Here is a 25,002-nt window from a genome sequence, read left to right as displayed (position 1 = left end):
TAAATGCATTTATGTTTTTCTGATTATCAGAAAAGCTCATATATTTTATCGACATAAAAAAGATTAATAATAACTAGCATGTACTATATTTGCATCCTGTGTGCTATGATAGTATTAACAATATCCCGTCTGAAAGGAGACTTTTATGCATGTATTCCAACCGATCAGTATAAATGATGTTATGGAAGGTCCCTTCACTTTCTCACCAGATCACAAAATGCTTATCTCCTCAGGTTCAAAAGATAAAGTCAATGCTACTACCGCCAGTTGGGCCAGCGTAGGTTTTCTGTGGGACAAGCATGTTATCACCATATATCTTCGCGAAGAAAGATATACCAGAGAGCTCCTTGAGTCATCCGAATATTTTTCTTTAAGTTTTTTAGATCTTGTAGAATTTAAACGTGAACTTAAATTTATGGGCATGGTCTCCGGAAGAGACGAGGATAAGATCAAGGGCGCACGCCTTACCATAAACCACGACGAAGATACTCAGGCTCCATTTATAGATGAAGCTTCAAATGTTATTATATGCCGAAAACTTGTTACGCAAAAGCTTGAACCTGAATCTTATAATGATAAATCCATCCTTGATGAACATTATCAAAAGGGCGGCTACCATATCATGTTCATAGGCGAAATAGAGAAGATAATGATAAGATAAAAGCTATATCGCGCAAAGAGGCGTCTGCAATGCAGGCGCCTCTTAATAATTTAGGAAGATATATAGGGAAGCTATTATGGAGACTATTTCATATCTCAATAATCACTCTTTGGAAAGCTGTTTTACTTAATAGCGCCATCAACCATACCCTGTACGATCTGCTTCTGACCGATAAGGAATACTATGACCATAGGAATGATAGCAAGAAGTGCTGCTGTAAGGATCATACTCCAGTCTTTTACATAAGATCCTACAAATGCCTGTACGGCTACAGGAAGTGTCTTTACATCACCATTAAGTCCAAGCATGAGTGATGGAAGAAGGAAATCGTTCCATATCCACATACCGTTAAGGATAGTTACTGTTGTAATAACAGGCTTAAGCATTGGGAATACGATCTTAAAGAAAACCTGCTCAGGAAGACATCCGTCAATATAAGCTGCCTCTTCAAGTTCGAAAGGAATACCCTTGATAAAACCATTTAAGATAAATACAGTCATGGCTCCGCCAAATCCGCAATATGCAAAGATTATTCCAGGAAGTGAGTATAAAAGTTTAATATCAATAAACTTTCCTACATCACGGAAGGTTGATATAAGAGGAAGCATAACAACCTGGAAAGGAATGATCATGGAAGCTATGAATATGAAATATATAACATTAGCCCATGCCTTTTTGTTGTTACGACAGATAACCCATGCAGCCATACCGCCAAACAAAGCGAGAAGTACAAGTGAGATTATTGTTATAACTGCAGATGTACCAAATGCGTTCCAGAACTTGAAATGATCATTATTAACTACACCATCAAGGTTTGACAGAAACTGTTTAAATGAAGCTCCATTAAAGCCAATAGGATCTTCTGCAATTGCTGTATTATACTTAAACGAATTTATAACTACAATAAAGAAGGGAAATAATACATATGCTGCAACTAAAACAGCTATAATGAATTCAATTAAAAGTACTGATTTCTTAGGCTCTCTATTCATTACATTTCTACCTCCTTCTTATTTGATATTCTTACCTGGATTATGGATACTGTCGCAAGTATGATAAAGAACAGTACGGCCTTAGCCTGTCCAAGTGCATAATTGTCATCCTTGAAAGCAGTTGTATAAATGTTAAGGGCGATCATTTCTGATCCATTTGTAAGATACTTGCCCATGAAGTCTATAGAACCTGTTCCACCTGTTAATGCAAGGTTAACATCAAACTGCTTAAATGCAGATGTAAGTGTAAGGAAGGTACAGATTGTAATAGTAGAAGCTATCATAGGAATCTTTATATTGAAAAGAGTCTGCCATGCATTAGCTCCATCAATAGCAGATGCTTCAAGTACATCTCTTGGTACTGTAGTAAGACCTGTGATGTAGATGAGCATGATATAACCTGCATACTGCCAGATATATACTATTATGATAGCCATAAATGCTGTATTGGTATTAGCAAGCCATGAATACTGCTGATTCAGAAGATTTGTAACAACATTTGCAAATACGAACTGCCATATATAACCAAGTACAATACCACCTATAAGGTTAGGCAGGAAATATGCAGCTCTGAAAAAGCCAAGTCCCTTGATCTTTGTGGTACACAAAAGTGCAAGCATAAAACCAACCAGATTTACAAGGATCATATTAAATACTACAAAAAGGAAGGTCAGGATGATCGACCAGATGAACGCAGGCTGCTTGAACATTTTAATATAGTTAGCAAAGCCTACAAATTCTGTCATCTTTATTCCTGTCCAGTCAGTAAATGAATAATAGATACCAAGGACAAGAGGAATGATAACTGTTACCGCAAATGTAAAAAGGAGCGGGAACAAAAACAGTATATTGATTATTGTTCTATGATGTTTGAGTGTCGGGAAAAAATATAAACCGGCGATGATAAGAATTGCACCTACAACAAGAAATGGTCCCCTGTTATCATTGTCTATGCCGGCAAAATCCATAAAAAGTGCTGCCACAAACATAACGATTCCTGCCAGGAGACAAGCATACGATGTAATCCTTCTCACAGGTGATAGTATATTCATACTTTTTTACCTCCTTGATTCAATGGTGTTAATGATCATCGTTTTACGCTTTATTACCTAATAAAAAATTATTATCGTAAGTTATCAAATAATATGTTTTAGTTACCTTTATTATGTAATAAGGCCCAAAACGATTGGCGTAAAACAACCCCCCGTAAATATTCCCAAAATATAATCTTTTCCTATTAAGATTCCAAAGAATTGAGTCTGATTATTTTAAAACAGCTAATACCATAATCAGCTTAAAAATGGGACGGCGGATCAGGCCGCCGCCCATTTAATACAAGTGATATCTTGTAACTTATTTATTCGCTATAGAAATCTACGATAACCTGACCGATTGTTGTAACGAATCCGCTCTCATCGAGTGTTCCCTTAGCATAGTCAGCAAATACCTGACATGTACGGTTCTCAAGACCTGACTTCTTAAGGAATGTATGCCATCCTGAAGTCTTGCCAGCCTGCATGTAAGAAATAACAGAAGCTGCAAATGGATCTGAAGGCTCATACTGGCAGTTATCAAATGGGCTGATGAAACCAGCATCATTTACAAGAATGTTCTGAGCTGAATCTTCTGAGCACCACTGAAGGAATGCCTTAGCTGCCTCTACATTACCATCCTTATATACTGTCCAGTATGATGAGGGACCAGCAATGATTGTATCCATGCCATCTTCGAATGCATAAGGAGCGAAACCTACTGCAAATCCTGAGTAGTTCTCGTTAGCTGTAAGAGAAGCACCAATCCATGAACCCTGTGTTACGAATGCATACTTACCAGCTGCGAAGTTACCAACCTGGTTATCATATGTTCCGTCTACAAGAAGTGCAGGATCTGAATACTGATTGAAAAGTCCGATGAACTTAGCAAAGCTTGTCATACGAGCTTCATCAATCTGACCGCCATCATTAAGAAGGTCGATGTATGTTGTATCATCTGCTGCAAGACCTGAATCAAGGTACTGAGCGAAGATATGTGTACCTGTTGACCATCCAAGGTTATTAGGCTCTGCGCAATAACCGATTACAGCTGTAAGACCAAGTTCATCCTTCTTGCTGTCGATTGTTGCAAATGCTTCTTCATAAGCTGAAGGGCTTGTAAGAGATGCAGGATCTACTCCGGCAGCTTCAAGAACATCAGCATTATAAGCAATAGCTGTTGCCTCAACCATGTAAGGGAATCCAACTGTTCCCATTTCATCATCTACATACTCATACTGAGTATTGTCGCACCATGCTTCTCCTGAAAGATCAGCAAGTTCATAATCTCCGATCTGATTGGTCTCAGCTACGAAGATGTCAGGCATGTTACCAGCCTGGTAGTAACCCTTAAGAGCATCAGCTGCAGATGTATCTCCACCGATTGACTCGATAGTGATCTCATTGCCTGTCTCTTCTTTATATTTTGCTGCAAGTGCCTGGAGCTGAGTATCAACCTCAGGTTTTCCGTTTACAAGACGGATAGCATCATAAGATCCTGATGCAGATGTGTCAGTTGATTCGCCCTCAGTCTGCTGGGTATCAGTCTGATTGCTATCTCCATTTGAGTCAGATGAGCTGCAGGCTGTCATGGAAACTGCCAATGTGCCTACGAGCAGGGTTGCAAGTAACTTTCTTTTCATAAGAAATCCTCCTTTATATTTGGCATAATCACGAATGATAACGTTTCATTATCATGTTTTTATGCTAGTTTATATAACTATACTACCATACTTAGAAATATATACAAGTTTTTAGCGAATTTTCGCATAATTTTCGACAATATCACTACCCTAAAATTTTATTATTGTCGCATTGTGTGTTTTTTATTGTTATTTCGTTATAATTTCATATTCCATCTTATCAAGATCAGCTTTAAGTATTGCTGTATGTCCCTCATTTTCCCAGCTGATCTCGAGTAATGAATCGTTACACTTATAAGCAAACTTTGCATCAAATCCAAATGCAGGAAATGTATTACGAAGTCTGAGAAGGTCAAGCTGTTGAGCAACAACTGGTTGCTTAAGTCTGTTAACTATTTCATCAGGAGATATGTTGGTTCTGTTGATCTCCTTGTGTCCGCCTGCACCAGAACGTTTTACTGCTTCGATATCGTTCTTGCCTGCAAACAGATCAAGGTACCATACCTGAGGCTTACCCGGCATGAACATCTGAATAGCTCTTGCCATAAGCATCTTCTTGTCATCTTCGCCAAGCGCACTGTAATAAGTTGCGTTGACCTGATAATACATGTTCTTCTTGCCATGGAGATCCTTAACAAGGCCGCCTCTTCCAACTACTGTATCGATAAGATTCTGTATCTCTTCGTCTGTAAGAATACCCTTAAGATCAAGAAGCGGAATTCCGTCATGACATCCGAGCATGTTAACTGTACGGATCTTGTCTGTGTAGAGCTCATCTGCCCATTTCATGAGGGTTTTAGCATCTTTTTTCTCAATAGCATCTATTAATAATCCCGGAAGGAAGAAGTCGTAAGTCATATAGCCCATATCAGCTACCTGCTTATATGTCTTCTCACCGTAGCTTGCATGTATCTCAGGAAGAAGTGTAACTCCGTATTTATCTGCAAGCTTTCTGACTTTAGAAAGGACATCCCATGTATCAGGCTCATTAAGGAAGTTCTTCTTGCCAGGCTCCTTAGGGGCATAAGCGAATGCATCAAGACGGACAATCTTAGCTCCATACTCTGAAAGAGCTCTTAATGTATTGTCATAATGTTCCCATACAAGGTCAGACTTTATATTAAGATCCATCTGTCCAAGATATTTACGATTGGACTCAAGAAGGTCTATTGCTGCATCTTTGTACTTTTCAAAACCTTCAAAGTTAATATCAGATGGCTTTACTCCGTCATCAAGTTCACTATTGATGCGCTCTGCAAGCTTTTCTGCAGTGAGATACTGCATATTCATCTTGGAAAGAAGATCGATTGCATCAAATCTCGGATACTTAACTTCCTGATAGAAAGTATTCCAGTAAGGAACATCTCTTCCATCTGGCATCCTTACCATAAGGATCGGAAGTCCCGGTTTTCTAAAGAACATATCCTTGATAAGGTCTTCTCTTGGCTGAACGTATCCATCCTTGGTCATCTCTCCGCAGCCATCCCAGAACTTGTTCCAGTTAATGAAGAAATCTGCATACCTGGACTTCTCACCATTTTTCAAAAGATCCTGAAACTGTGGTGAAAGAACTGAAGCATGATTAAGGATAAAATCAAGCTTAAGGTCAACTCCAAGCTTTTTGATCCTTTCTATATCCTCTTTAGAACCAAGTTCTTCATTGATGCTGTAGTCTATTACTGAAAAGCCTCTATCAAGATCTGTATTAAAGATACTTGGAAGTATGTAAAAAGACTGGAATACATCCTTAAGCTCAGGCTTTTCAAGGAATGAAACTATATCACCAAGAGTTCCGCCTATGCTATCAGGATAAGCATTTAGCATTGGTCCGTTATCTGTATATTTTTTATTCATATATAACCTCACTTTATTAAAACTGGCTGTCCATAAGTTCCGAATACTGCTTAAATGTGATCAGTTCAGCATCCTTGGAAATGATAATCTTTGCTTTATGTGCCTGTGAGTGAAGTTCTCTCTGCTCTATATTAAGAACAAGTGTTGTAAATGCGCTGTCAACCTTACCATCTCTTGCACGTGATCTTCTGTGAGCAAGTGTTTCTGCAGGTGTACTGTTAAGAAGAACAGGGACATCTACTCCCTTTATGTAATCGCTGTTACCATGAGTCCATTCGATGATAAGAATCTTCTTGTCAGAAAAGTCTACGTTCTCATACCAAAGAGCGCTCTCATCTCTTCCCATGCGGCGAAGTGTAAGTGTATCTGCGCCATCCTTAAAAGCTTTGATTATAGCGCTTACTTCATCATAGTCAGTCTCATTAGGTGTTCCAAGATATTCAGAAAGAGCTTTTCTTCCCGCATCTATATATGACCCGAACCATGGATACTCATTTACATGTTCTTCATTTGCATCGTCTTCTTCCTGCTGCCATTTCTGCACAATTGCAAAATTCTCAGGATTCATTGAGCCGTCTGTAGCCATTCCTCTGATTCCGGCTTCTCTGAATATACGAAGACGCTCTGCATCGTTATATTTAGGAATTCTGTGAGGATAGTTATCACCTGAAAGTGTATAGCTTCCAATCCCTGCAGCGTTAAAATAGAAACTCAACAAAGAAGCGATTTCAGACTTGCCTACACCTGAACCTCCGCAGACAGCTATGACACATCTTCCGTATTCATTAGAGTCTGCTGCTTCAGAAACCATCTTTACAAGTTCCGGAAAAATAATCTCTGCCTTCTTAATATGACCATCTTCAATTTCAATCTTGTCACCCGGCATATCACCATGCGGAATGTTCTTGTCATCAGGAACTGTAACCTTGTTCCATGGAAGAAGTTCAAGAACCTTTTTACCATATCCGGATTCTTTAGTTACTTTGTTATAAGTTTCATTCATTTTCATGATTCCTTTCACGTCACTGCATTATTTTACTGGTATAATCAGTGCATTTACCCCTTAATGTGAAACGTTTCATTTTCTTCTCTAAAAAAACAGTGCCCTGATTCGTTTCTCTTTCGAATCCCCCTTAGCACATTTCAACAATATCAAAATGTATTTACAAAGTAAAGCGGTAATATTGAACAAAAATCTCTTCATTTTTTGTCATTATTGTCAGATTGTTTGGTCAAGTTCCCGATGCTATTATTTATACGAGATGTTAAAACGTTTCAGATGGCGTATTTAAGCACTTTTTATTGTATATTAGATTGCAAAAGTGTATTATTCACTTAAAGGTTTGTACCGCGAGCTTTGCAAACCGTGTTTATGACAGTGATTACAAAAGTTTCCTATATGTTAAACAGATTCTGCTCGCAACATGAGGATATTTATGGCTACGATTAAAGATGTTGCCAAAGATGCCGGTGTATCTTTAGGCACAGTTTCCAAGGTTATAAACGGGATCCATGTAAGTGATGAATACAAAGCAAAGGTTGAAGCCTCTATCAAGAAGCTTCACTACCAGCTAAACCCTAATGCACATGGACTCAAGGCCCAGAATACCAATGATATTCTGGTAATAGTTCCAACACTTCAGAATGCATTATTTCCGCCTATGATAGATACTATAGAAAAAGAGCTCAATAAACGCGGCAAGCGCATGCTCATCTGCATTTCAAGAAATGATTCCGACAAGATAGATTCATATATATCAATGGCTGCAACTTCACGTGTTGATGGCATTTTTGGTGTTACCTATTCTAAGATTGCAGATCCGTCAAAGCTCAATATTCCAATGGTCGCTTTCGACAGACATTTTGGTGGCACCATACCTTGCATATCCTGTGACAATGAAGCAGGAGGATATCTTGCAGCTAAAACCCTCTATGAAAAAGGATGCAGAAATATCCTGTGTTTCTGGGCCGGTACCGACTACGAAAGTGAACCCACTAAGCGTATAGCAGGTTTTAACAGATTCTGTTCTGAAGTTGGTGTAGAGCATAATGTACTTAGCTTTATGGATTATAATATGGCAGATACAGGCTTCATGTACCCTTCCAAGTCGTACAGAAAGCTGATACACAGTTATCTGTCTCCTTCTGATACAGATAAAAAGTTTATATATGATGGTATCTTCGCTTCATCTGATCATCTGGCCCATCTTATATCTGATGAGCTTCAGAAAATGGGCCTTAATGTCCCGCATGATGTTCAGGTTATAGGTTTTGACGGTATGCCTGACTTTATAACAGGCGAACCCATAGTATCATCTATAAGACAGCCTATAGATAAAATAGCCCAGACAGGCGTTAAAATGCTCCTTAAGATGATCAACGGCCAGGAAGTTACAAGTGTTACAGATCTTCCTGTATGCTTCGTTGAGGGCGGAACTACATTGTAACTTGGAAAAGTACGGGTAACAGAATTATTTTTTTAAACATAGTTGCAGCACGGTATAGAACAAGATTGCCTTACTGCAACTTTTTTAATATTGACACTATGGTTGGTTCTTTTAAGCTAATCTTGAATCTGTCACTTTAATATGCTAAAATTTACGACAAAATGAGGCTTTCAAGATAATCAGGTATAACATTTATGAATTCAACCGAAGATAATAAATCCGCCCTTGAGATAATGATCTATGATGATGATATGACAGACTTAAATCTTCATCATAAGCTTATCACCAAGTATCTCGACGAACGTGATTTTAATTACAACATAACAGATATTACTAGCCAGGATGATTATTCCGAGTACCTTAAGTCCAAGAAGCCGGATATCATCCTTCTTGATATACTCATGCCTATTCAAAACGGCATAGATGCGGCTCGTATGCTTCGAAAGATCTCCAAGACTTCTCAGATAATCTTCATGACAGGAAGTGATTCTTTTGCTGCAGAAGCATTCGAAGTCGAAGCTCTTTCTTACCTTAAAAAACCTGTAAAATACGAGAGCCTTGTCCATGTCATGGACAAAGCTGTTCAGCGTATCAATTTTTCCCGTTCAATAACTGTAAACAGTGAACGTATTTCTATTCGTATTTTTGTTAATGATATTATTTTCATTGAAACGCAGGGGCGAAAGATCGTCATTCATACAATGAAAGGCGATGTTTCTACTTATATGTCACTGTCTTCTATTCAGGAGAAGCTTCCTTCTACTGAATTTGTACAGGTATCAAGGTTCGAGATAGTTGCTCTATTTAGGGTTAATTATATAAATGGTAATGTTATAACCATGCGCGGAGGATCAGAACTTCGTATAAGTCCAAAGCTAAAAGAGAAGGTCCTGGACGCATATGAATTGTACAGAGCCAATCATTTTAACTAGTAAATCTTAAATTTAAAGCCATCCACTACTAATAGATGTCAAGAAGGGAGTACTTTTATGTCATGGGAAAACAACGTCCGTAAGGTCGTTCCTTATACGCCGGGTGAACAGCCCAAAACCGATAATATAGTAAAGCTCAATACCAATGAGTGTCCGTATCCACCGGCACCTGAAGTTGAAAAGCTTCTTGGTACAATGAAATATGAGAATTTCCGTCTGTATCCGGATCCTGGTGCATCCAAGCTTATAGATGCCCTTAGTGATCATTACAAGGTTCCGTCAGATCAGATCTTTGTAGGAGTCGGATCAGATGATGTCCTTTCAATGGCTTTTCTAACATTCTTTAATTCAGATAAGCCTGTTTTATTCCCGGACATAACCTACTCTTTTTATGATGTATGGGCTGATCTTTATCATATTCCATACAAAAGATGCAAGCTTGATGACAACTTCCGTATAGTTAAAGAAGACTATTTTGAAGAAAACGGCGGAGTTATTTTCCCAAATCCAAATGCTCCTACAGGTGTCCTTGAAGATACAGAAATGATAGAGGATATCATAAAACATAATCAGGATGTAGTCGTTATTATCGATGAAGCTTATATCGATTTTGGAGGAAAAAGTGTTCTTCCTTTAATAGACAAATATGACAACCTTTTGGTAGTTCAGACCTTCTCCAAATCCAGAGCTATGGCTGGTATGAGAATAGGATTTGCATTTGGGTCCAAAAAGCTGATAAAATACCTAAATGATGCCAAGTTTTCATTTAACTCATATACTATGAACATGCCTTCACTTGAGCTTGGCACAGCATCAGTTAAAGATGATGAATACTTTAAAATGACCTGTCATAAGATCATGGAGACCAGAAGAAGGGTTAAATGCGAGCTTAAGGCACTTGGATTTTCATTCCCTGATTCTCAGGCCAACTTTATTTTTGCAAAGCATGAGAATGTTTCAGGTCAGTCGCTTTTCTGCGCGCTTAAAGCTGCCGGCATTTATGTTCGTCACTGGAATGCGCCAAGAATCGAAGATTATCTTAGAATCTCGATAGGAACAGACGAGCAGATGGATAAGCTTATAGCATTTTTAAAGGATTATCTTAAATGATGCACGGCATACTAAAAAGTATGACTAAAATATTCAGGAGATTTAGATTTTAATGGGTAACGCAATAGTAGACATGTTCAGGGATGCCCCAATGTGGCAGGTATACCTGGTAATTTTCGTAGTATCAATGCTTCCTCTTATTGAGCTTAGAGGAGCGGTTCCGATCGCTGCTATCTTCAGCCAGATATTTGAATCTGCAGGGCAGTCTTTCAATATGCCACTTGCTTATGTGATCATCATTATTGGAAACATGATACCGGTTCCTCTTATTTACTTCTTTGCAAGAAGAGTTCTTGAATGGGGATCTGACAAGCCGGTAATAGGAAAGTTCTTCACCTTCTGTCTTGAAAAGGGACATAAGGGTGGCGAAAAGTTAAAGGCAACCGCTGGAAAAGGTCTTTTTGTAGCACTTCTTCTCTTCGTAGGAATCCCGATTCCAGGAACAGGTGCATGGACAGGAACACTTGCTGCAAGTATTCTTGATATGGACTTTAAATCAAGCGTTGCAGCTGTAATCCTCGGAGTACTTCTTGCAGGTATTATCATGAGCGCAGTAAGCTTCCTTGGACTTGGAGCAATTTTAGGATTCTAATTTGTGATTATCTTTCAAAGATAGTTAAACTCGCAAACGCTTCGCTTTTTGCTCGTTATAAAAACTTTTTTCTCAAAAAAGATATACCCTCATTCCTGTCAAAGAATGAGGGTATTTTAATTATGATCTTTAAATATCTATTATCACCACTGTCTAAAAGTAGCGGGGTATCTTATGTATTATATAAGCAGGATTATATTTTGGTTTCTTTGGCCATCTTTAGATAGTTATCTGAAAGCTCTTTATTTCCAAGCTTTTCATAGCATTTAGACAGTGCTATAAGGGGCCTGTCAGCTCCCGTATGTATATCAAGCATTGGCTTTTGCTCAAATGCTGCATTATAGTACCAAAGACTTGCTTCTAAGGGATCATCATTATCCATATAATAGTCACCAAGTTCGCAGCACATCTCACTTGCGCATCCTGAAGATACCTCTTTAAGTGCATACTTTAAAAGAGTCTTGATATCACCTTTAAGTCTTGCATATCTTGCAAGGATTATGCTCGCTTTTCTTATATCTTCGACACTTGCCATTTCGCTGTCAGTTACTGCTGCCATAAATTCTCTGGCTTTAGTAAGGTCATCAGAAGTGCCAGCCATATAAAGCTCTCTTGCATAGAAATCAAGAAGCTTTGATGAAATGGTATATCCATTATCAATTGCTTTTCTAAATATAGAAAGATCTCTGGATGCATGGCTTTCTGACTGCATATGCTGTATCTCTATGTCAGAATCATATATTAAAGGCTCAGTTCTTATCTGTTCATGAATGGGATTTTCCCAAACAAAATGTCTTATGCGTTTGAAAAGCTTGGGTCTTAATTCTTTGTCAAAATTGTAAACGCTCTTTTCTTTGCCCTTGGTCTGACCGCAGTAATACATCTGCACAATGTCTATGGGAGTATCAGTAGTGTCTTCTCCTAATACCTTTTTTAGCTTTTTAAATTCAAGGATATTTGCATCATCTATGGCTTCATCCGCATCTGCGCTGTATATATAATCACAGCCTGCTTTTGAGAAAGCAAAATTTCTTGCGGCGGCAAAATCATCTATCCATTTAAAGTCATAAACTTTGGCCCCATATGATACTGCAATCTCTTTGGTAGAATCTGTAGATCCTGTATCAACAATTATCATCTCATCCATTAAATCTTTGAGGCAGTCAAGGCATCTTTTTAGATTCTTCTCTTCGTTTCTGACAATCATGCACAAACTAAATGTGATCATTTTTTATCCTCATCTTGTAAGCTGATAAGCTTCTGGATTTATTGGCAGCTGTGTTTCAAAGTATCAGGCTCTTTCGTGAACTACCCGTTAATTGAATTACCGAGTATTCTCGCTTTCCCGCTTTATGTCCTAAAGGATGTAATATTATGGCTGTATTTATAAGGCATTACCGTTGTATAATAAGTAAGATTGTTTTTGGATATATACTCTGTCAGGAGGATTTAGATGATATATCATTTATATAAAAATATTATACATCAATATTTTAATAAAGCTTCAAGACTATTATCGGCTGTACTTGCTGTAACTATTACCCTTTCAGGATGTGCAGGCAAGGGCAAGTCTTCTGATTCTGATATGGATATCTCTGCAAGTGCATCTTCTAATGCATCTTATGAAGCTGGTACAGATTCCTTGGATAATGCAGGTTCAGAGAACTCAGCTACTTCTGATAATACTACAGTTTTAAATAACGGTGCTGTATCAAGTGGTCAGATCCTTCCAGATACTAAGTTTGATGCAACAGATTATATAAGAGAATCTGTTCTTACTGATAATAATCCATTAACAGGTACTTTAAATGTTTATCCTTCTTTATCTGTTCCCACAGATATTACTTATATTGATGGTAACTATTTTATAGTAGACTGCTATCATTCGCAGATAATTTATCATGATAATCTTTCAGATCCTCTGACCAGCTGGTCTGTCCTTACTGATAATGCCACAAGCGGATACTCTCTTGGACATACCATTGTATCTGATGGATCTGTAATGCTTGCTGATGATACTGAAAATAACCGTGTTCTTGTTTTTGAAAAGACTGATGACGGGTATGCTCTTACGCAGACTTTTGATGAAATTGGTAATAAGCCTCACTATATTGTCTACAATGAAATCACCGATGCCTTCTACTGCTGGAGCTCATACTCAGGAGAGATGTATATATTCAGACACAAGGAAGATGATACACGAATGTATCTTACTAATGTGGTAACTATAGAAAGACTTGCAGATACCTATGTCCGTTCTTTCACAATAGATGGTGATGATCTTTATTTTGTATCAGGTCTTCCCGCAGATGGCTCAAGCACCTTTAGCCCGCAGATACTTAAATATGATCTTAAAACTTTTACGAGAAAAGATAGCTGGGATGTTCCAAGCCAGATAGCTGGTATGGTTCAGCTTGAGCATATTGGCAGTCTTTTCTACATAACTGTATCAACTGACCTTTACGGAAGTCAGGATGCTGCTACTATGATCTGTGCTTCTTCTATTGATGATATTTCTACCGGCAATTATGAAACTGTATATGATACCTTCTTTGAAGGCGGAGGAACTCCTTATTATATGGGAATTGCTGAAGGAACCTGGTATCTTACAGAGCACAGGCTTACTGATCATGCAATCTGGAGTTTTACTACAGATGAAAATGGAGCGATAACATCATCAGCATCTATATACTAGATACATCAGACCATCGCTCCAAAATGGTGAATCAAATTAAACATTTGATATGTTAGACATGTGCTGTGTTAAGCAGACCTATATTATATTAGTCAGAAGCTGTATTAAGCAGGCCTATATTATATTAGTCAGAAGCTGTATTAAACAGGCCTATATTATGTTAGTCAGGTGCTTTATGCCTCTTTTAACAGAATATCTTTAAGACGTCCTGTGGTATCTCTATACATGACCATAAGCTCTTCATGGTGAGCTTTTATATATTCAAAATCCTTGACCTTGGCTGCGTCATCAAGCTCTTTGGCCTTATCTCCAAGGAAATTGATACCTATTGTATAGCAAAGATTTTTAAGAGCATGGGCATTTATATGATATAGATTTATATCATTCTTGATAAATGCATCTTCTACTGCGCTTCCCTTATCATCTTCAAGAAAATCCTGAACAGTTTCCACATAGATCTGTTCATCTGATGCACAGTATTCAAGGCCGGTTTCTACATCCGTTCCTTTTATATCTTTTATTTCTGATATAACCTTATTCGCATCCATAGTATCTCCCCCCTAATATTTTTTCACATAATAAGACACAATAATTCTTATAGATTAATTATAAAGCATTATCTGAATAATATTCATTTTTTTCATTACCGTTAAACGCTTTTTCAAACAAAGTATATAGAAATATAAAAAGCACTAATTTATGATACATATATAGGGGTTTTATTATATTTTCGACTTGTATGCCATCTGAGTTATCAGATGACATACGATAGGAGAATTCGCATGAGAAAAAACAACAGACCTCCTGATAAAGAGCTACTAAATCAGGACCTGGCAATGTATTCTTACATCGATCCGTTAACGGGTTTAAGTAACAGAGCAAGCGGGGAACAGCGGATCATTGATATTTTAAACAGTGATGATCCGTCAGGTGCTCTACTTATGATCGATATAGATCATTTCAAAAGCGTTAACGATACCTATGGTCATGCTATGGGCGATCGTATTCTCATACGTTTTGCTGAGATTTTAAAGAGTTTTATCAGAAACGAAGATATTCTGATGAGGCTCGGAGGAGATGAATTTGTAATATTTTACCGTAACTTTACGGAACCTGATCAGCTTTCGGAACGATGTCGCCGCATCATAGAAAAGGTTGAATACCTTATCGGTGACATGGTTGACGAAAGGATCGGTCAGACAATCTCAGCTTCTATCGGAATTGCCATTTCGGGTATAAATGGCAACGACCTTAGAACTCTAAAGGATCATGCTGATAAGGCTCTTTACTATGTAAAGCAGCATTCCAAACATGGATTCCTTTTATATGAAGATGGTGTTGACAGTATCCATGAGGTTTCAAAGCATCGTGGAGCAGTCGATATTTCCGTTCTTAAAAATCTGATCAATGAAAACGACCTTGACAGAGGAGCTTATCTTGTAGATTATGATTCCTTCAAGAATCTCTACAGATTCCTTTCAAGGAATGTAAGAAGAATTAGTACTGATTATCAGCTGGTTCTTTTTACATTATCCCTGAAAAAACCTGCAACAAGTCTTAGTGTTATAGATCTTGAAAGGCAGCTTGGTCGTCTTATCGGTAAAACTCTTAGGCTAGGTGATGTAGCTGCCCAGTATGGAAGAAATCAGTATATTGTCCTTCTTTCAGGAACAAATACTGAAAATGGCAAAATAGCTGCTAACCGCGTTACTGACAACTGGATCAAGGAATTCAGTAAAAACAGTGACCTCTCCTATGAGATTGAAGATCTTTGTAGCGACAGATCAGAACTTAATGTTTAACCCTTAAAGGTCCACCTGCATAAAGCAAGGTGGACCTTTTTCTTTATCATGTTCTAGTTAAACTCGCAAACGCTTCGCTTTTTTGGGCAAATGTATCATGATCTACGATCACTTTTTTGAATCAGATTCAGTATGATCTATGATAGTCATCTTTTCTTTAGGAAGATACTGCATTATCATAAGCTCAAGCTTTTCGCCTTTGACCGGCTTGGGCAGGTAATCTTTAAAGCCAATTCCAAGATACTCTTCTCTCATACCCGTTATGGCATTTGCAGTAAGCATGATAACAGGAGTCTCTTTATTTAAATTTTGCGGTAGCTTCTCCATTGCCTTAAAGGTCTCTATTCCATCCATTTCAGGCATAAGATGATCCATAAATATCATGTCATACTTATATAGGGTTATCTGTTTTAAAGCTTCCTGGCCGCTTATGGCAGAATCTACCATTACTTTTGACGGTTCTATGAGCTTTTTAAATAGCTTCAGATTTACCTTTGTATCATCTACAACCAGGATTCTTGCTTCAGGTGCTTCAAACAGGTGATATCTTTCTTTGACGCTTGCATTGCCTCTGTTATCAACGCTCATATTACCTATGGGCCTAAAGTCAGCAATCGTTTGAGGAAATACAGCTGTAAATGTTGATCCCTCGCCGTATGTACTTTTAACTTCTATGCTGCCTCCCATGGCATTACAGATATCGCGGCTAAGCGGCATTCCAAGGCCTGTTCCTTCTACGTTATAATTTCTTTTGATCTCTGCTCGGCCGAACTTTTCAAATACTTTCTCTATATCTTCTTGTTTTATTCCAATTCCTGTATCTTTAACCTTTACAATAAGATTTGCTTTATTACCGTCACACTTACATTCAACCTTCATGGTCACGCTGCCTTCATCCGTATATTTCACGGCATTTGTAAGCATATTTACGATAACCTGTCTTACCCTTACCATATCGCCTATAAGGCTTGAAGGTACATCTCTGTCGCTTTCTACATAGAATTTAAGCTTCTTTTTACTTGCCCTGTCATGGATTATATTGCAGCTGTCCTGTATAAGTGATGCTACATCATATTTTTCATTAACAAGTTCTATCTTACCTGACTCGATCCTTGAAAGGTCTAATATATCATTTATAAGGGAAAGAAGTGTGTTGCCTGACATAATGGCTGATTCAGCGCAGGATTTAAGCTCAGGATCAGTCTCATTTCTCATGATTATCTCATTCATTCCAAGTACAGCATTTATTGGAGTTCTTATCTCATGGCTCATTGAGATGATAAAATTGTCTTTAGCTTTAGTTGCACTTTGAGCCAGATCGCGCTGCTTTTCAGCTTCTATTCGGTATTTGTTCGAAATATTTTTTTCATTCTCAGCTTCTCTTCTTGCCTTTTCAAGACTGTTCATTGTCTCCATAAGCTTACGATAATCAGGCGTTTCAAGAAGGAACAATACTCCAAGGGCGCCAAATGCAACAAAAAATTCATCAAGCATATAGTTAACAAGGATAAAGGTTCTTATGAGAACGCCGCCTATTACAAGTGTGTAAAAGAAGACCATGATATATATTTCAAGATGCGATAATACTATATTTCCAAGTATCACAAGTATTAATGAATACATTGTAATGCATACAGGAAGTGCAAACATTACAAAGAAAAACGGGCCATGAGTGTAGCCGTTTTGATGGTCGAAGTTGTTAAAAAATCCAAATATAACATTTAATATCATGCTAAAAAAAGAGAATATGACCATTATTTTGACAGGGAGCATCTTGGACTTGTAATCTTTATTGCCAGTGCGAAGATCGACAAGACCTGCTATATACGAACAGATATAATATGCCATCATTATCTGGCACATATAATAGATTACGTAATTGATCTTGCAAAAAAGTACAGGGAAGGTCAGTGCATTGCTTATACAAAAGGCATTGATTATATCAAATACTGCTGTAAGAAAAGCAAATACAACAAATCTTATGTACTTCTGATTCTCTGGCGTTTCAGAATAACGAATCTTCATGACGGAATATATAAAAGCCAGAAGAAGCGCACCGGATATATCCAGATCAATATTATAATCAAGTAGAATCCTGCCTCCCGCCATATAGCCTCCTTAAGAGATTTTACAAAAGAAAAAAAATTATAAGAAAATCTGTATCTAAAAAAATTGTATAAGAAAATCTGTATATAAAAAATGCATATAAGAAAATAACTCAGCGGTAGAAATTATCCCGCTGAGTTAAATATATCATCACGATTATTATTAGGCAAATACTATTATTCTTCTCAAACTTCGCACATTATAAACGATCTAAGATCCTTAGGAATTTGATAACTTGTGCAGTTAATCAAATCTCAAGGATAAACGCACCTGTTTATGTGCGAAGTTTGAGTTATTCTATATAAAGGTATGCATCATCAATTGTGCCCCATGCACCTTCTGCTCCCTTTACATATATAGTAACTGTAAGCTCGTCGCCCTCATCTGCTTCAAGTGCCTGTGTTACAGGATTGGTCCATTCAAGCCATCCTGTTATAGTTGTTTCTGCAGTTACTGATGTTCCTTTAGTATTATTGGTAAGTGTAATTGTTATCTCCTGATCATCGCCAGCGTCTCCTCCCTGGATCATCATAGAGGCAATATAACTACCTGCTTCCTGCGCAGTATAAGTCTGAGTTGCAGTAAATTCAACTTTGCCCGATGACCAGAAATGAAGTCCATATTCACCTCTGTAAACATCTTCAGAATCTACCCATGGTCCATTGCCTTCAAGCAGCCAGCCTGTTTCATCACCTGTCTCGAAATCACTGTTCGTAAGAAGACTGTCCGGAAGCACATTTATCACAATGATAACCCTTGCCGTATTCTCTCCATCAGTCGACATAACATCTGTTGCTGTACCAAATATCTTATATTCTCCAAACTCGGTAATACGAGAATAGTCGTCCCATACTACAGGAAGATCAAGCCTTGCACCTCCTGTGTACTGGCCCTTAACTGTTTCAGGCAGATATTCTCCAATATCTTCACCAAGACTTACTGTTATCTCTTCAGGATTTATAGCTTTTTCAAGTTCCATATTTTCAATATCATTACCTGTATCTACATAGGCAAAAGTCTTTAGAGAAGAAAGAGGATATCCTGCAAAATCAAACAGAGCCTGATTGTCCCATGAGCTTCCTCCATAATACTGTCCTGCATCATCAGGATCATAAACTGATGCATAGCTTGAAGCCCATCCTGAGCCATATTGCTCCCATAAGGCGCTGTTAGTCTTTAAAGTATCTGCTGCATTATCTGTAGTATCTGCATATACATTTACGGGAATCCATGCAGGTTCCCAGTAAAATACACCTATTCCTTCTTCTCCAACATCAGAAACAGCCTTAATTACATTTCTTATAACTTCGCTTTGTCCCTGAACGGAAATAGAATATTCGCTGTCGTCATCATTACTTCCTTTACAAACTGTATTGCCGGATCCGTCTCCGTCATCAAGTGTATAAGCCCATGATGTCTCTGCTACCATAACTTTCTTGTTATAGCTCTCAGCTACATTCTTCAAAGTGTTAGTAAGATTTTCAAGCGATCCGTGCCAGTAAGGATAATAAGAAGTAGCAAATACGTCATAATCAACATCCATATCATCCAGCATTTTGGCTATTTCCATATAATCACGCTGGGGATTTGAATAATGAACTGCTATTAAAGCTTCAGGAAATACTTCTCTTACTGCCTTACTTCCTGCACTATAAAGGGTACATTTTTCTGATTGTGATGTAACACCTGCCATTCCTGAATCTGTCTCATTACCAACAGCAACAAGCCCTACATCAACTCCTGCATCTTTAAGCTTTTCAAGACTATCAACAGTATATTCGTACAGTGCCTCTTCCCTGTCTGATATACTCATGCCCTCCCAGGCTTTAGGAGACATCTGCTTATTGGGATCAGCCCAGAAATCAGAATAATGGAAGTCTATATATACCTTCATTCCTGCATTTGTTGCATACTCTCCCATTGTTACTGCTCTGTCTATATCGCAGTTACCACCGCCATATCCATTTCCTTCTTCATCGTAAGGATCATTCCATACGCGGATTCTTACATAGTTGACCCCGCTTTCTGACAGTAGATCAAAAAACCCCTGATCATCTATATCGTTACCTTCAAAATCTTTGAATACTACTCCGCTTTCTGACTCTGAAAGAAAAGAAGATATGTCTACGCCTTTCATAAAATCATCAGAAAGTCCCTCGACCTTCTGTACATAAACCTCTTTGTCTTTAAAATAATTACCATCTTTGTCAACAGTTTTAAGTTCTACTGCCTGTGAATCGTCCACTGTCCCCTCCTTAGAAGAATCTTCTGTCATATCAGTATCTTTTTGGGAATCAGTATCAGATGCAGATGAATCAGATGCTTCAGCTGATACTTCATTAGATGTTTCAGCTGATACTTCATTAGATGCTTCACTTGCTACCACATCAGATGCTCCCTCCACAGAGTCAGAAGTGTTACCGCTTTGGCAGGCTGATAAAGGCGCAGCTGCCAGAGTTACAGCAAGTGTAAGTGCTAATTTTTTTGTAAGTTTATTTACCATTAAGACCCCCTATTTTTAATTATGCTTTTTATAAAATTATTCCCATATATTATTTTCTTATGCCTATGTATCTATGATACAGCAATATTCATGGATTCGCGCCCAAAATAACTACCAAATCGGTGCGCAACGCTTGCGCTAGGTCAAACCTGTCATACCCCCCTTAATAACTCAAACTTCGCACATAATAAACAATCTATGATTTCTTGCGAATTTGATATCTTGGGCAGTTAATAAAGAATTTTCGAGTTCTTTAAAAATCTTATTAAATTCAAGAGCTTGAGAGATGGAGTTTTATATTCTGCTTGGGGTCCGCATGTTCGAGCGTAGCGAGTTTCGGACCCCGGAATATAAAATTCCAGATATTAAGCCTTGAATTATAAGATTGTTAAGGCGAGGAAAGTCTTTATTAACTGCCAAAGATATCAAATTGTAAGGAAAGTAACTTGTTTATATGTGCGAAGTTTGACTCACTAAAAAAGCTGCAGATGATAGTCTATTGCTATCTGTCTGCAGCTTTCTTATTATCTTTATCATCTCTTATGAATATTGCAGGTATTCGCCCGTATTTTAAAGTTTTAAGGTGCTTCTTATTAGCATCTATAACCTTCTTCTCATCATCATCAAGACATCTTTTGGCTTCATCTATAAGCTCCTCAAGTCTTTTTTGCTTAGCCTTCTCATTCTCTAATAAAGACTGTAGTATAATTACACGTTCTGCCTTACCGGATTTATCCCATTTAGCTTTCAAAAACTGAGTTGACCTGTCATGTGCCTGAAAATCAGGAAATATATCAGGATTAACCTGAGAAAAAGCAAAATGTTCTTTTCTAAGCTGATCAAGTATATCAGCAGGACTTCGATTTTCTTTATAATCTTTCATATATCTTTAGTCTTCTCCTATATCCCATAAAACGTACGTAATTAGTATAGCTTAGTAAAGTTGTTGTTATCAACATCCTGGTAATGATTTTTAAGTTTTTATCCCTTTTACTCAACGCAGCTATGATTTTTTTGTGTACTATTAACAGTTTTGACTTTTGAGATTCGTGAAACTATAATTAAATTGTGGTTTTGTGTACTTATTCAACTCTAGGAGGATACACTTTTTTATGAAGCGTACTATGACCTCTAATCTTCTGCCTGGTATGGTCCTTGCAGAAAATGTTTATACGTACAATAACGACCAACTTATTCTTCCAAAGGGCGCCGTTCTTGATGATAAGTCAATTGCTAAGCTTGAATTCTATTCTACCGTCAATGTTTTGGTTGAAGACGAAATAGAAGAAATATCCAAGCCTTCAATTGATGAGCTTCAGACGCTCTCCTATTCTCAAAGACTCCAGCAGACAACAGAATTCAAACAGTTCAAACATGATTTTGAAGAAGCTGCCTCAGATTTTGAGAAAAATATAAATAATATAGTCCATAATAATCAGACTATTGATACTACTGCTTTGACGGCTCCTGTGCTTGAACTTATAAATTCAACCAATGGGCCTTCAAGTGTTTTTGATATGATGCATTCTCTGCGTCAGTATGATGATGCTACCTATACTCACTGCATCAATGTAGCTCTTATCAGTAATGTAACAGGTCAGTGGCTCAAAATGTCTGAAGAAGATATTAATATCTTAACTACAGCAGGTCTTCTTCATGATATAGGAAAGCTTGTCATACCTGAACAGATTATTACAAAGCCTGCCAAGCTGACTGATTATGAGTACACTATTGTACAGACTCATCCTCAGGAAGGCTATAAGATCTTAAAAGACACAGACCTTAATCCGCATATTAAGAACGCTGCTCTTATGCATCATGAAAGATGTGATGGTTCAGGCTATCCTCTTCATCTTGAAGCTTCGCAGATAGATCCTTTTGCCAAGATTGTTGCTATTGCAGATGTATATGATGCAATGACAAGTGCCCGTGTTTACAGAGGTCCTTTGTGTCCTTTCGTTGCTATCTCTCTTTTTGAAAGTGAAGGACTTCAAAAATATGATACAAATGCTATCATGACATTTTTAGGTAACGTTGTTAACACCTATCTGCTTAACCGCGTACGTCTTAACAACGGCCTCGAAGGAGATATTGTATTTATCAACAGAAATCATCTGTCCAGGCCTACAATTCGTATTGGCGAAAAGTATGTAGATCTTACACAGACACCTGATATATACATAGAAGAAATAATATGACAACTCGAAATTCTACTCTTGATAATGCTAAAGCTTTTGCTATTTTAATGGTCGTTCTGGCGCATATGATCCGGGACGGCCGCTATTTTGCGTATTTCGTCCCGGCTTCTGTGCCGGTATTTTTTGTTCTTGCAGGATTTACCTACCACCAGAGTGCATCATTTTTTTCTTTCCTTTACAAAAAAATCCGAACTATAGTGGTACCTTATCTGTTTGCCGGAATCATAAGCATCTTTATATTTGCTTTTTTGGGACAATTCGCATCAAACACTCTTTCAGAAGATATTTCAACAACAAGGATACTTCCAAACCTTCTTTACATGCTATATGGAAATGGCAAGCACAGCCATATGAAATGGAATAATTCACTATGGTTTCTTCCATGCCTTTTCATAGTCATGCTGCTTGTATATCTTATTGAGTCTATTGTATCAATTGTCAAGACCAATCAGTTTCATAAGCTTATACTTCGCATTATTCTGTGTCTTTTATGCAATATAACAGGTTTTTATCTGACCCAAAGGTCTTTAAATGTCGCTCTTCCATGGCATATTGAAACTGCACTTTGCAATGTGATATTCACAGAAGCCGGAATAACGCTTGCTCCTATAGCAAAATCTATTGATAGCTGCTCCGATAATACTAAAGGCAAAAAAATTACTCTCTTACTGGTATTTATCGTGCTTGCGACTTCTATAGCCTCCTTCAATGGCGAAACAAGTGCAAGAACCGATGAATATGGCACAAACTTCATTCTGTACTTTATAAGCGCTATGTGCTTTACACTTGCCTTTTTGTATGCCGGTAATCTTATAGGAAGCCGTATACATGCAATAACCTATACAGGAATGAATACCCTTCCTATACTCTTATGGAACAAGTATCCTGTTATAGTAATGCAGGCTGTCATAGGTAAGTTTACCAATGTGCTGGCAGATCCTGATTCACCTATAGCACTTCTTGTTTCTGTCATTCCTTCTATAATCACTATAGTTATATGCCTTATAGCAGGAAATATTCAGAAAAAACTTCTTCCTATCACTCTTGGCATAAAGTCCAAAAAAGAGCCTTAAGGGAATCCCTTAAGGCTCTTATAATATGTTCTGAATTAAGATCATGCCATCTTAAGTTCTGCTTTTCTTAATTCCTCATCTGTATCGACTTTCTCGATCTGAGCACCAAGTTCTCTTAACTTGATATCAAAATCTTCATATCCTCTTTCGATGAAATGAATATTGTCGATTGTTGTAAATCCATCAGCTGTAAGTCCAGCGATTACAAGGGCTGCGCCTGCACGAAGATCAGGTGCTGATATATCTGCTCCTGAATATCTCTCTACTCCGTTAACAATGGCTGCACTGCCTTCAACCTTGATGTTGGCGCCCATTCTCATAAGCTGATCAACATATTTAAAACGGTTCTCAAAAATGCTCTCTGTAACAATGCTTATACCACTTGCAAGTCCAAGTGCTACAGTTATCTGTGGCTGCATATCTGTAGGGAAACCCGGATATGGAAGAGTCTTAACATGTGTTGCTATAGGACGTCTTCTTGCCTCTACTCTTACTGCATCATCAGATTCATGTATTACACATCCCATCTCAATGAGTTTTGCAGATATAGACTCAAGGTGCTTAGGTATAACATTCTTGATAATGACATCGCCTCTTGTAGCGGCTGCTGCAACCATGAATGTTCCAGCTTCTATCTGATCAGGAATAATTGTATATTCGCTTCCATGAAGCTTCTGAACACCTCTTATTCTTATTACATCAGTACCGGCACCTTTAATGTTAGCACCCATACTGTTAAGGAAGTTGGCAACGTCAACTACATGCGGCTCTTTGGCAGCATTTTCAATAATAGTCTGACCATTAGCCATTGATGCAGCAAGCATGATATTAATAGTAGCTCCTACTGATACCATATCAAGATAGATATGGCTTCCTACAAGCTGCTCTGCTTCTGCGTTAATAATAGCATGCTCTATATTAACAGTTGCACCAAGCGCATTAAATCCTTTAATGTGCTGATCTATAGGACGAAGACCTATATCGCATCCACCTGGAAGAACTACCTGTGCATGCTTATATTTGCCAAGAAGGGCTCCTATAAGATAATAGGATGCTCTCATCTTCTTGATAAACTCGTTCTCTATAGTATGATTGCGTACCTGAGATGCATTGATCTTTACGCTGTGTCTGTCTACGCGGTCAACAAGTACTCCAATACTTTCCATAGCCTGCAAGAGGATATTAGTATCCCTTTCATCAGGCATATTATCAATATATACTGTTTCATCAGTCATGATCGCAGCAGCCAGAATAGCAAGTGCTGCATTCTTTGCACCGCCTATTTCAACTTCACCTGCCAGCGGATTACCGCCTTTAATGACATATTTTTCCATAGTTAACCTCATGTCTCAACCAGTGGAGA

Annotated in this window: 20 protein-coding genes; 9 read left to right on the top strand and 11 right to left on the bottom strand. The window is 37.9% G+C overall.

Features of this window, described 5'->3' with window-relative positions:
- The first annotated feature begins 145 nt into the window (after positions 1 to 145).
- Positions 146 to 661: a flavin reductase family protein gene (locus K6G87_RS18545; RefSeq protein WP_296840629.1), complete on the top strand. Its 516-nt coding sequence runs from the start codon at positions 146 to 148 to the stop codon at positions 659 to 661.
- Between the two features lie 122 nt (positions 662 to 783).
- On the opposite strand, the gene K6G87_RS18540 is transcribed toward K6G87_RS18545, so the two are convergent.
- The 5 genes from K6G87_RS18540 to K6G87_RS18520 all read right to left on the bottom strand — a co-directional run bounded on the left by K6G87_RS18540 (position 784) and on the right by K6G87_RS18520 (position 7,190).
- Entirely contained in the window at positions 784 to 1,653 is an 870-nt protein-coding gene (locus K6G87_RS18540) for a carbohydrate ABC transporter permease (RefSeq protein ID WP_296840626.1), read from the bottom strand.
- A complete protein-coding gene (locus K6G87_RS18535; protein WP_296840623.1) occupies positions 1,653 to 2,705 on the bottom strand; it encodes a carbohydrate ABC transporter permease in 1,053 nt (350 codons plus the stop codon). The genes K6G87_RS18540 and K6G87_RS18535 overlap by 1 nt, the downstream gene beginning before the upstream one ends.
- 305 nt (positions 2,706 to 3,010) lie before the next feature.
- Positions 3,011 to 4,327, bottom strand: a complete 1,317-nt coding sequence (locus K6G87_RS18530; RefSeq protein WP_296840621.1) for an ABC transporter substrate-binding protein — start codon at positions 4,325 to 4,327, stop codon at positions 3,011 to 3,013.
- A gap of 189 nt (positions 4,328 to 4,516) precedes the next feature.
- Entirely contained in the window at positions 4,517 to 6,181 is a 1,665-nt protein-coding gene (locus K6G87_RS18525; protein ID WP_296840619.1) for an alpha-amylase family glycosyl hydrolase, read from the bottom strand.
- A 16-nt stretch (positions 6,182 to 6,197) separates the two neighbouring features.
- A complete protein-coding gene (locus K6G87_RS18520) occupies positions 6,198 to 7,190 on the bottom strand; it encodes a hypothetical protein (protein WP_330669949.1) in 993 nt (330 codons plus the stop codon).
- A 427-nt stretch (positions 7,191 to 7,617) separates the two neighbouring features.
- Here K6G87_RS18520 and K6G87_RS18515 point away from each other — a divergent pair, with 427 nt between their 5' ends.
- The 4 genes from K6G87_RS18515 to K6G87_RS18500 all read left to right on the top strand — a co-directional run bounded on the left by K6G87_RS18515 (position 7,618) and on the right by K6G87_RS18500 (position 11,262).
- On the top strand, positions 7,618 to 8,628 hold the full coding sequence (locus tag K6G87_RS18515; RefSeq protein WP_296840616.1) for a LacI family DNA-binding transcriptional regulator: 1,011 nt from the start codon (positions 7,618 to 7,620) through the stop codon (positions 8,626 to 8,628).
- A 194-nt stretch (positions 8,629 to 8,822) separates the two neighbouring features.
- Entirely contained in the window at positions 8,823 to 9,560 is a 738-nt protein-coding gene (locus K6G87_RS18510) for a response regulator (RefSeq protein WP_296840613.1), read from the top strand.
- Between the two features lie 57 nt (positions 9,561 to 9,617).
- Positions 9,618 to 10,670 (top strand): histidinol-phosphate transaminase, encoded by a 1,053-nt coding sequence (gene hisC, locus K6G87_RS18505; RefSeq protein ID WP_296840610.1) that lies wholly within the window; start codon positions 9,618 to 9,620, stop codon positions 10,668 to 10,670.
- 127 nt (positions 10,671 to 10,797) lie between these two features.
- Positions 10,798 to 11,262, top strand: a complete 465-nt coding sequence (locus K6G87_RS18500; RefSeq protein ID WP_442863380.1) for a COG2426 family protein — start codon at positions 10,798 to 10,800, stop codon at positions 11,260 to 11,262.
- A gap of 193 nt (positions 11,263 to 11,455) precedes the next feature.
- Here the strand turns inward: K6G87_RS18500 and K6G87_RS18495 are convergent, their stop codons facing one another.
- Positions 11,456 to 12,490 carry a glycosyltransferase family 2 protein gene (locus K6G87_RS18495; protein WP_296840608.1) on the bottom strand — a complete coding sequence of 345 codons (1,035 nt, stop codon included), beginning with the start codon at positions 12,488 to 12,490 and terminating at the stop codon, positions 11,456 to 11,458.
- A 225-nt stretch (positions 12,491 to 12,715) separates the two neighbouring features.
- Here K6G87_RS18495 and K6G87_RS18490 point away from each other — a divergent pair, with 225 nt between their 5' ends.
- Entirely contained in the window at positions 12,716 to 13,957 is a 1,242-nt protein-coding gene (locus tag K6G87_RS18490) for a hypothetical protein (RefSeq protein ID WP_296840605.1), read from the top strand.
- A 173-nt stretch (positions 13,958 to 14,130) separates the two neighbouring features.
- On the opposite strand, the gene K6G87_RS18485 is transcribed toward K6G87_RS18490, so the two are convergent.
- Positions 14,131 to 14,505, bottom strand: a complete 375-nt coding sequence (locus K6G87_RS18485; RefSeq protein ID WP_296840603.1) for a hypothetical protein — start codon at positions 14,503 to 14,505, stop codon at positions 14,131 to 14,133.
- A gap of 234 nt (positions 14,506 to 14,739) precedes the next feature.
- Here K6G87_RS18485 and K6G87_RS18480 point away from each other — a divergent pair, with 234 nt between their 5' ends.
- A complete protein-coding gene (locus K6G87_RS18480; protein WP_296840600.1) occupies positions 14,740 to 15,759 on the top strand; it encodes a diguanylate cyclase domain-containing protein in 1,020 nt (339 codons plus the stop codon).
- Between the two features lie 108 nt (positions 15,760 to 15,867).
- Here K6G87_RS18480 and K6G87_RS18475 read toward each other — a convergent pair whose 3' ends face one another.
- The 3 genes from K6G87_RS18475 to K6G87_RS18465 all read right to left on the bottom strand — a co-directional run bounded on the left by K6G87_RS18475 (position 15,868) and on the right by K6G87_RS18465 (position 21,251).
- A complete protein-coding gene (locus tag K6G87_RS18475; RefSeq protein ID WP_296840598.1) occupies positions 15,868 to 17,868 on the bottom strand; it encodes an ATP-binding protein in 2,001 nt (666 codons plus the stop codon).
- A 289-nt stretch (positions 17,869 to 18,157) separates the two neighbouring features.
- A complete protein-coding gene (locus tag K6G87_RS18470; protein ID WP_296840596.1) occupies positions 18,158 to 20,368 on the bottom strand; it encodes a glycosyl hydrolase 53 family protein in 2,211 nt (736 codons plus the stop codon).
- Between the two features lie 502 nt (positions 20,369 to 20,870).
- A complete protein-coding gene (locus K6G87_RS18465) occupies positions 20,871 to 21,251 on the bottom strand; it encodes a hypothetical protein (RefSeq protein ID WP_296840593.1) in 381 nt (126 codons plus the stop codon).
- Positions 21,252 to 21,480: 229 nt separating this feature from the next.
- Here K6G87_RS18465 and K6G87_RS18460 point away from each other — a divergent pair, with 229 nt between their 5' ends.
- Complete coding sequence (locus tag K6G87_RS18460; protein ID WP_296840592.1) at positions 21,481 to 22,566, top strand: HD-GYP domain-containing protein; 1,086 nt, start codon at positions 21,481 to 21,483, stop codon at positions 22,564 to 22,566.
- Positions 22,563 to 23,639, top strand: a complete 1,077-nt coding sequence (locus tag K6G87_RS18455; RefSeq protein ID WP_296840589.1) for an acyltransferase family protein — start codon at positions 22,563 to 22,565, stop codon at positions 23,637 to 23,639. Before K6G87_RS18460 ends, K6G87_RS18455 begins: the two co-directional genes overlap by 4 nt.
- 41 nt (positions 23,640 to 23,680) lie before the next feature.
- Here K6G87_RS18455 and K6G87_RS18450 read toward each other — a convergent pair whose 3' ends face one another.
- Positions 23,681 to 24,973 carry a UDP-N-acetylglucosamine 1-carboxyvinyltransferase gene (locus K6G87_RS18450; protein ID WP_296840586.1) on the bottom strand — a complete coding sequence of 431 codons (1,293 nt, stop codon included), beginning with the start codon at positions 24,971 to 24,973 and terminating at the stop codon, positions 23,681 to 23,683.
- Positions 24,974 to 25,002 lie beyond the last annotated feature (29 nt).

The sequence above is a fragment of the Butyrivibrio sp. genome (assembly GCF_024699075.1).
Note: the sequence above shows the minus strand (reverse complement) of the source record. Positions and strands in the feature narration are given on the sequence as shown.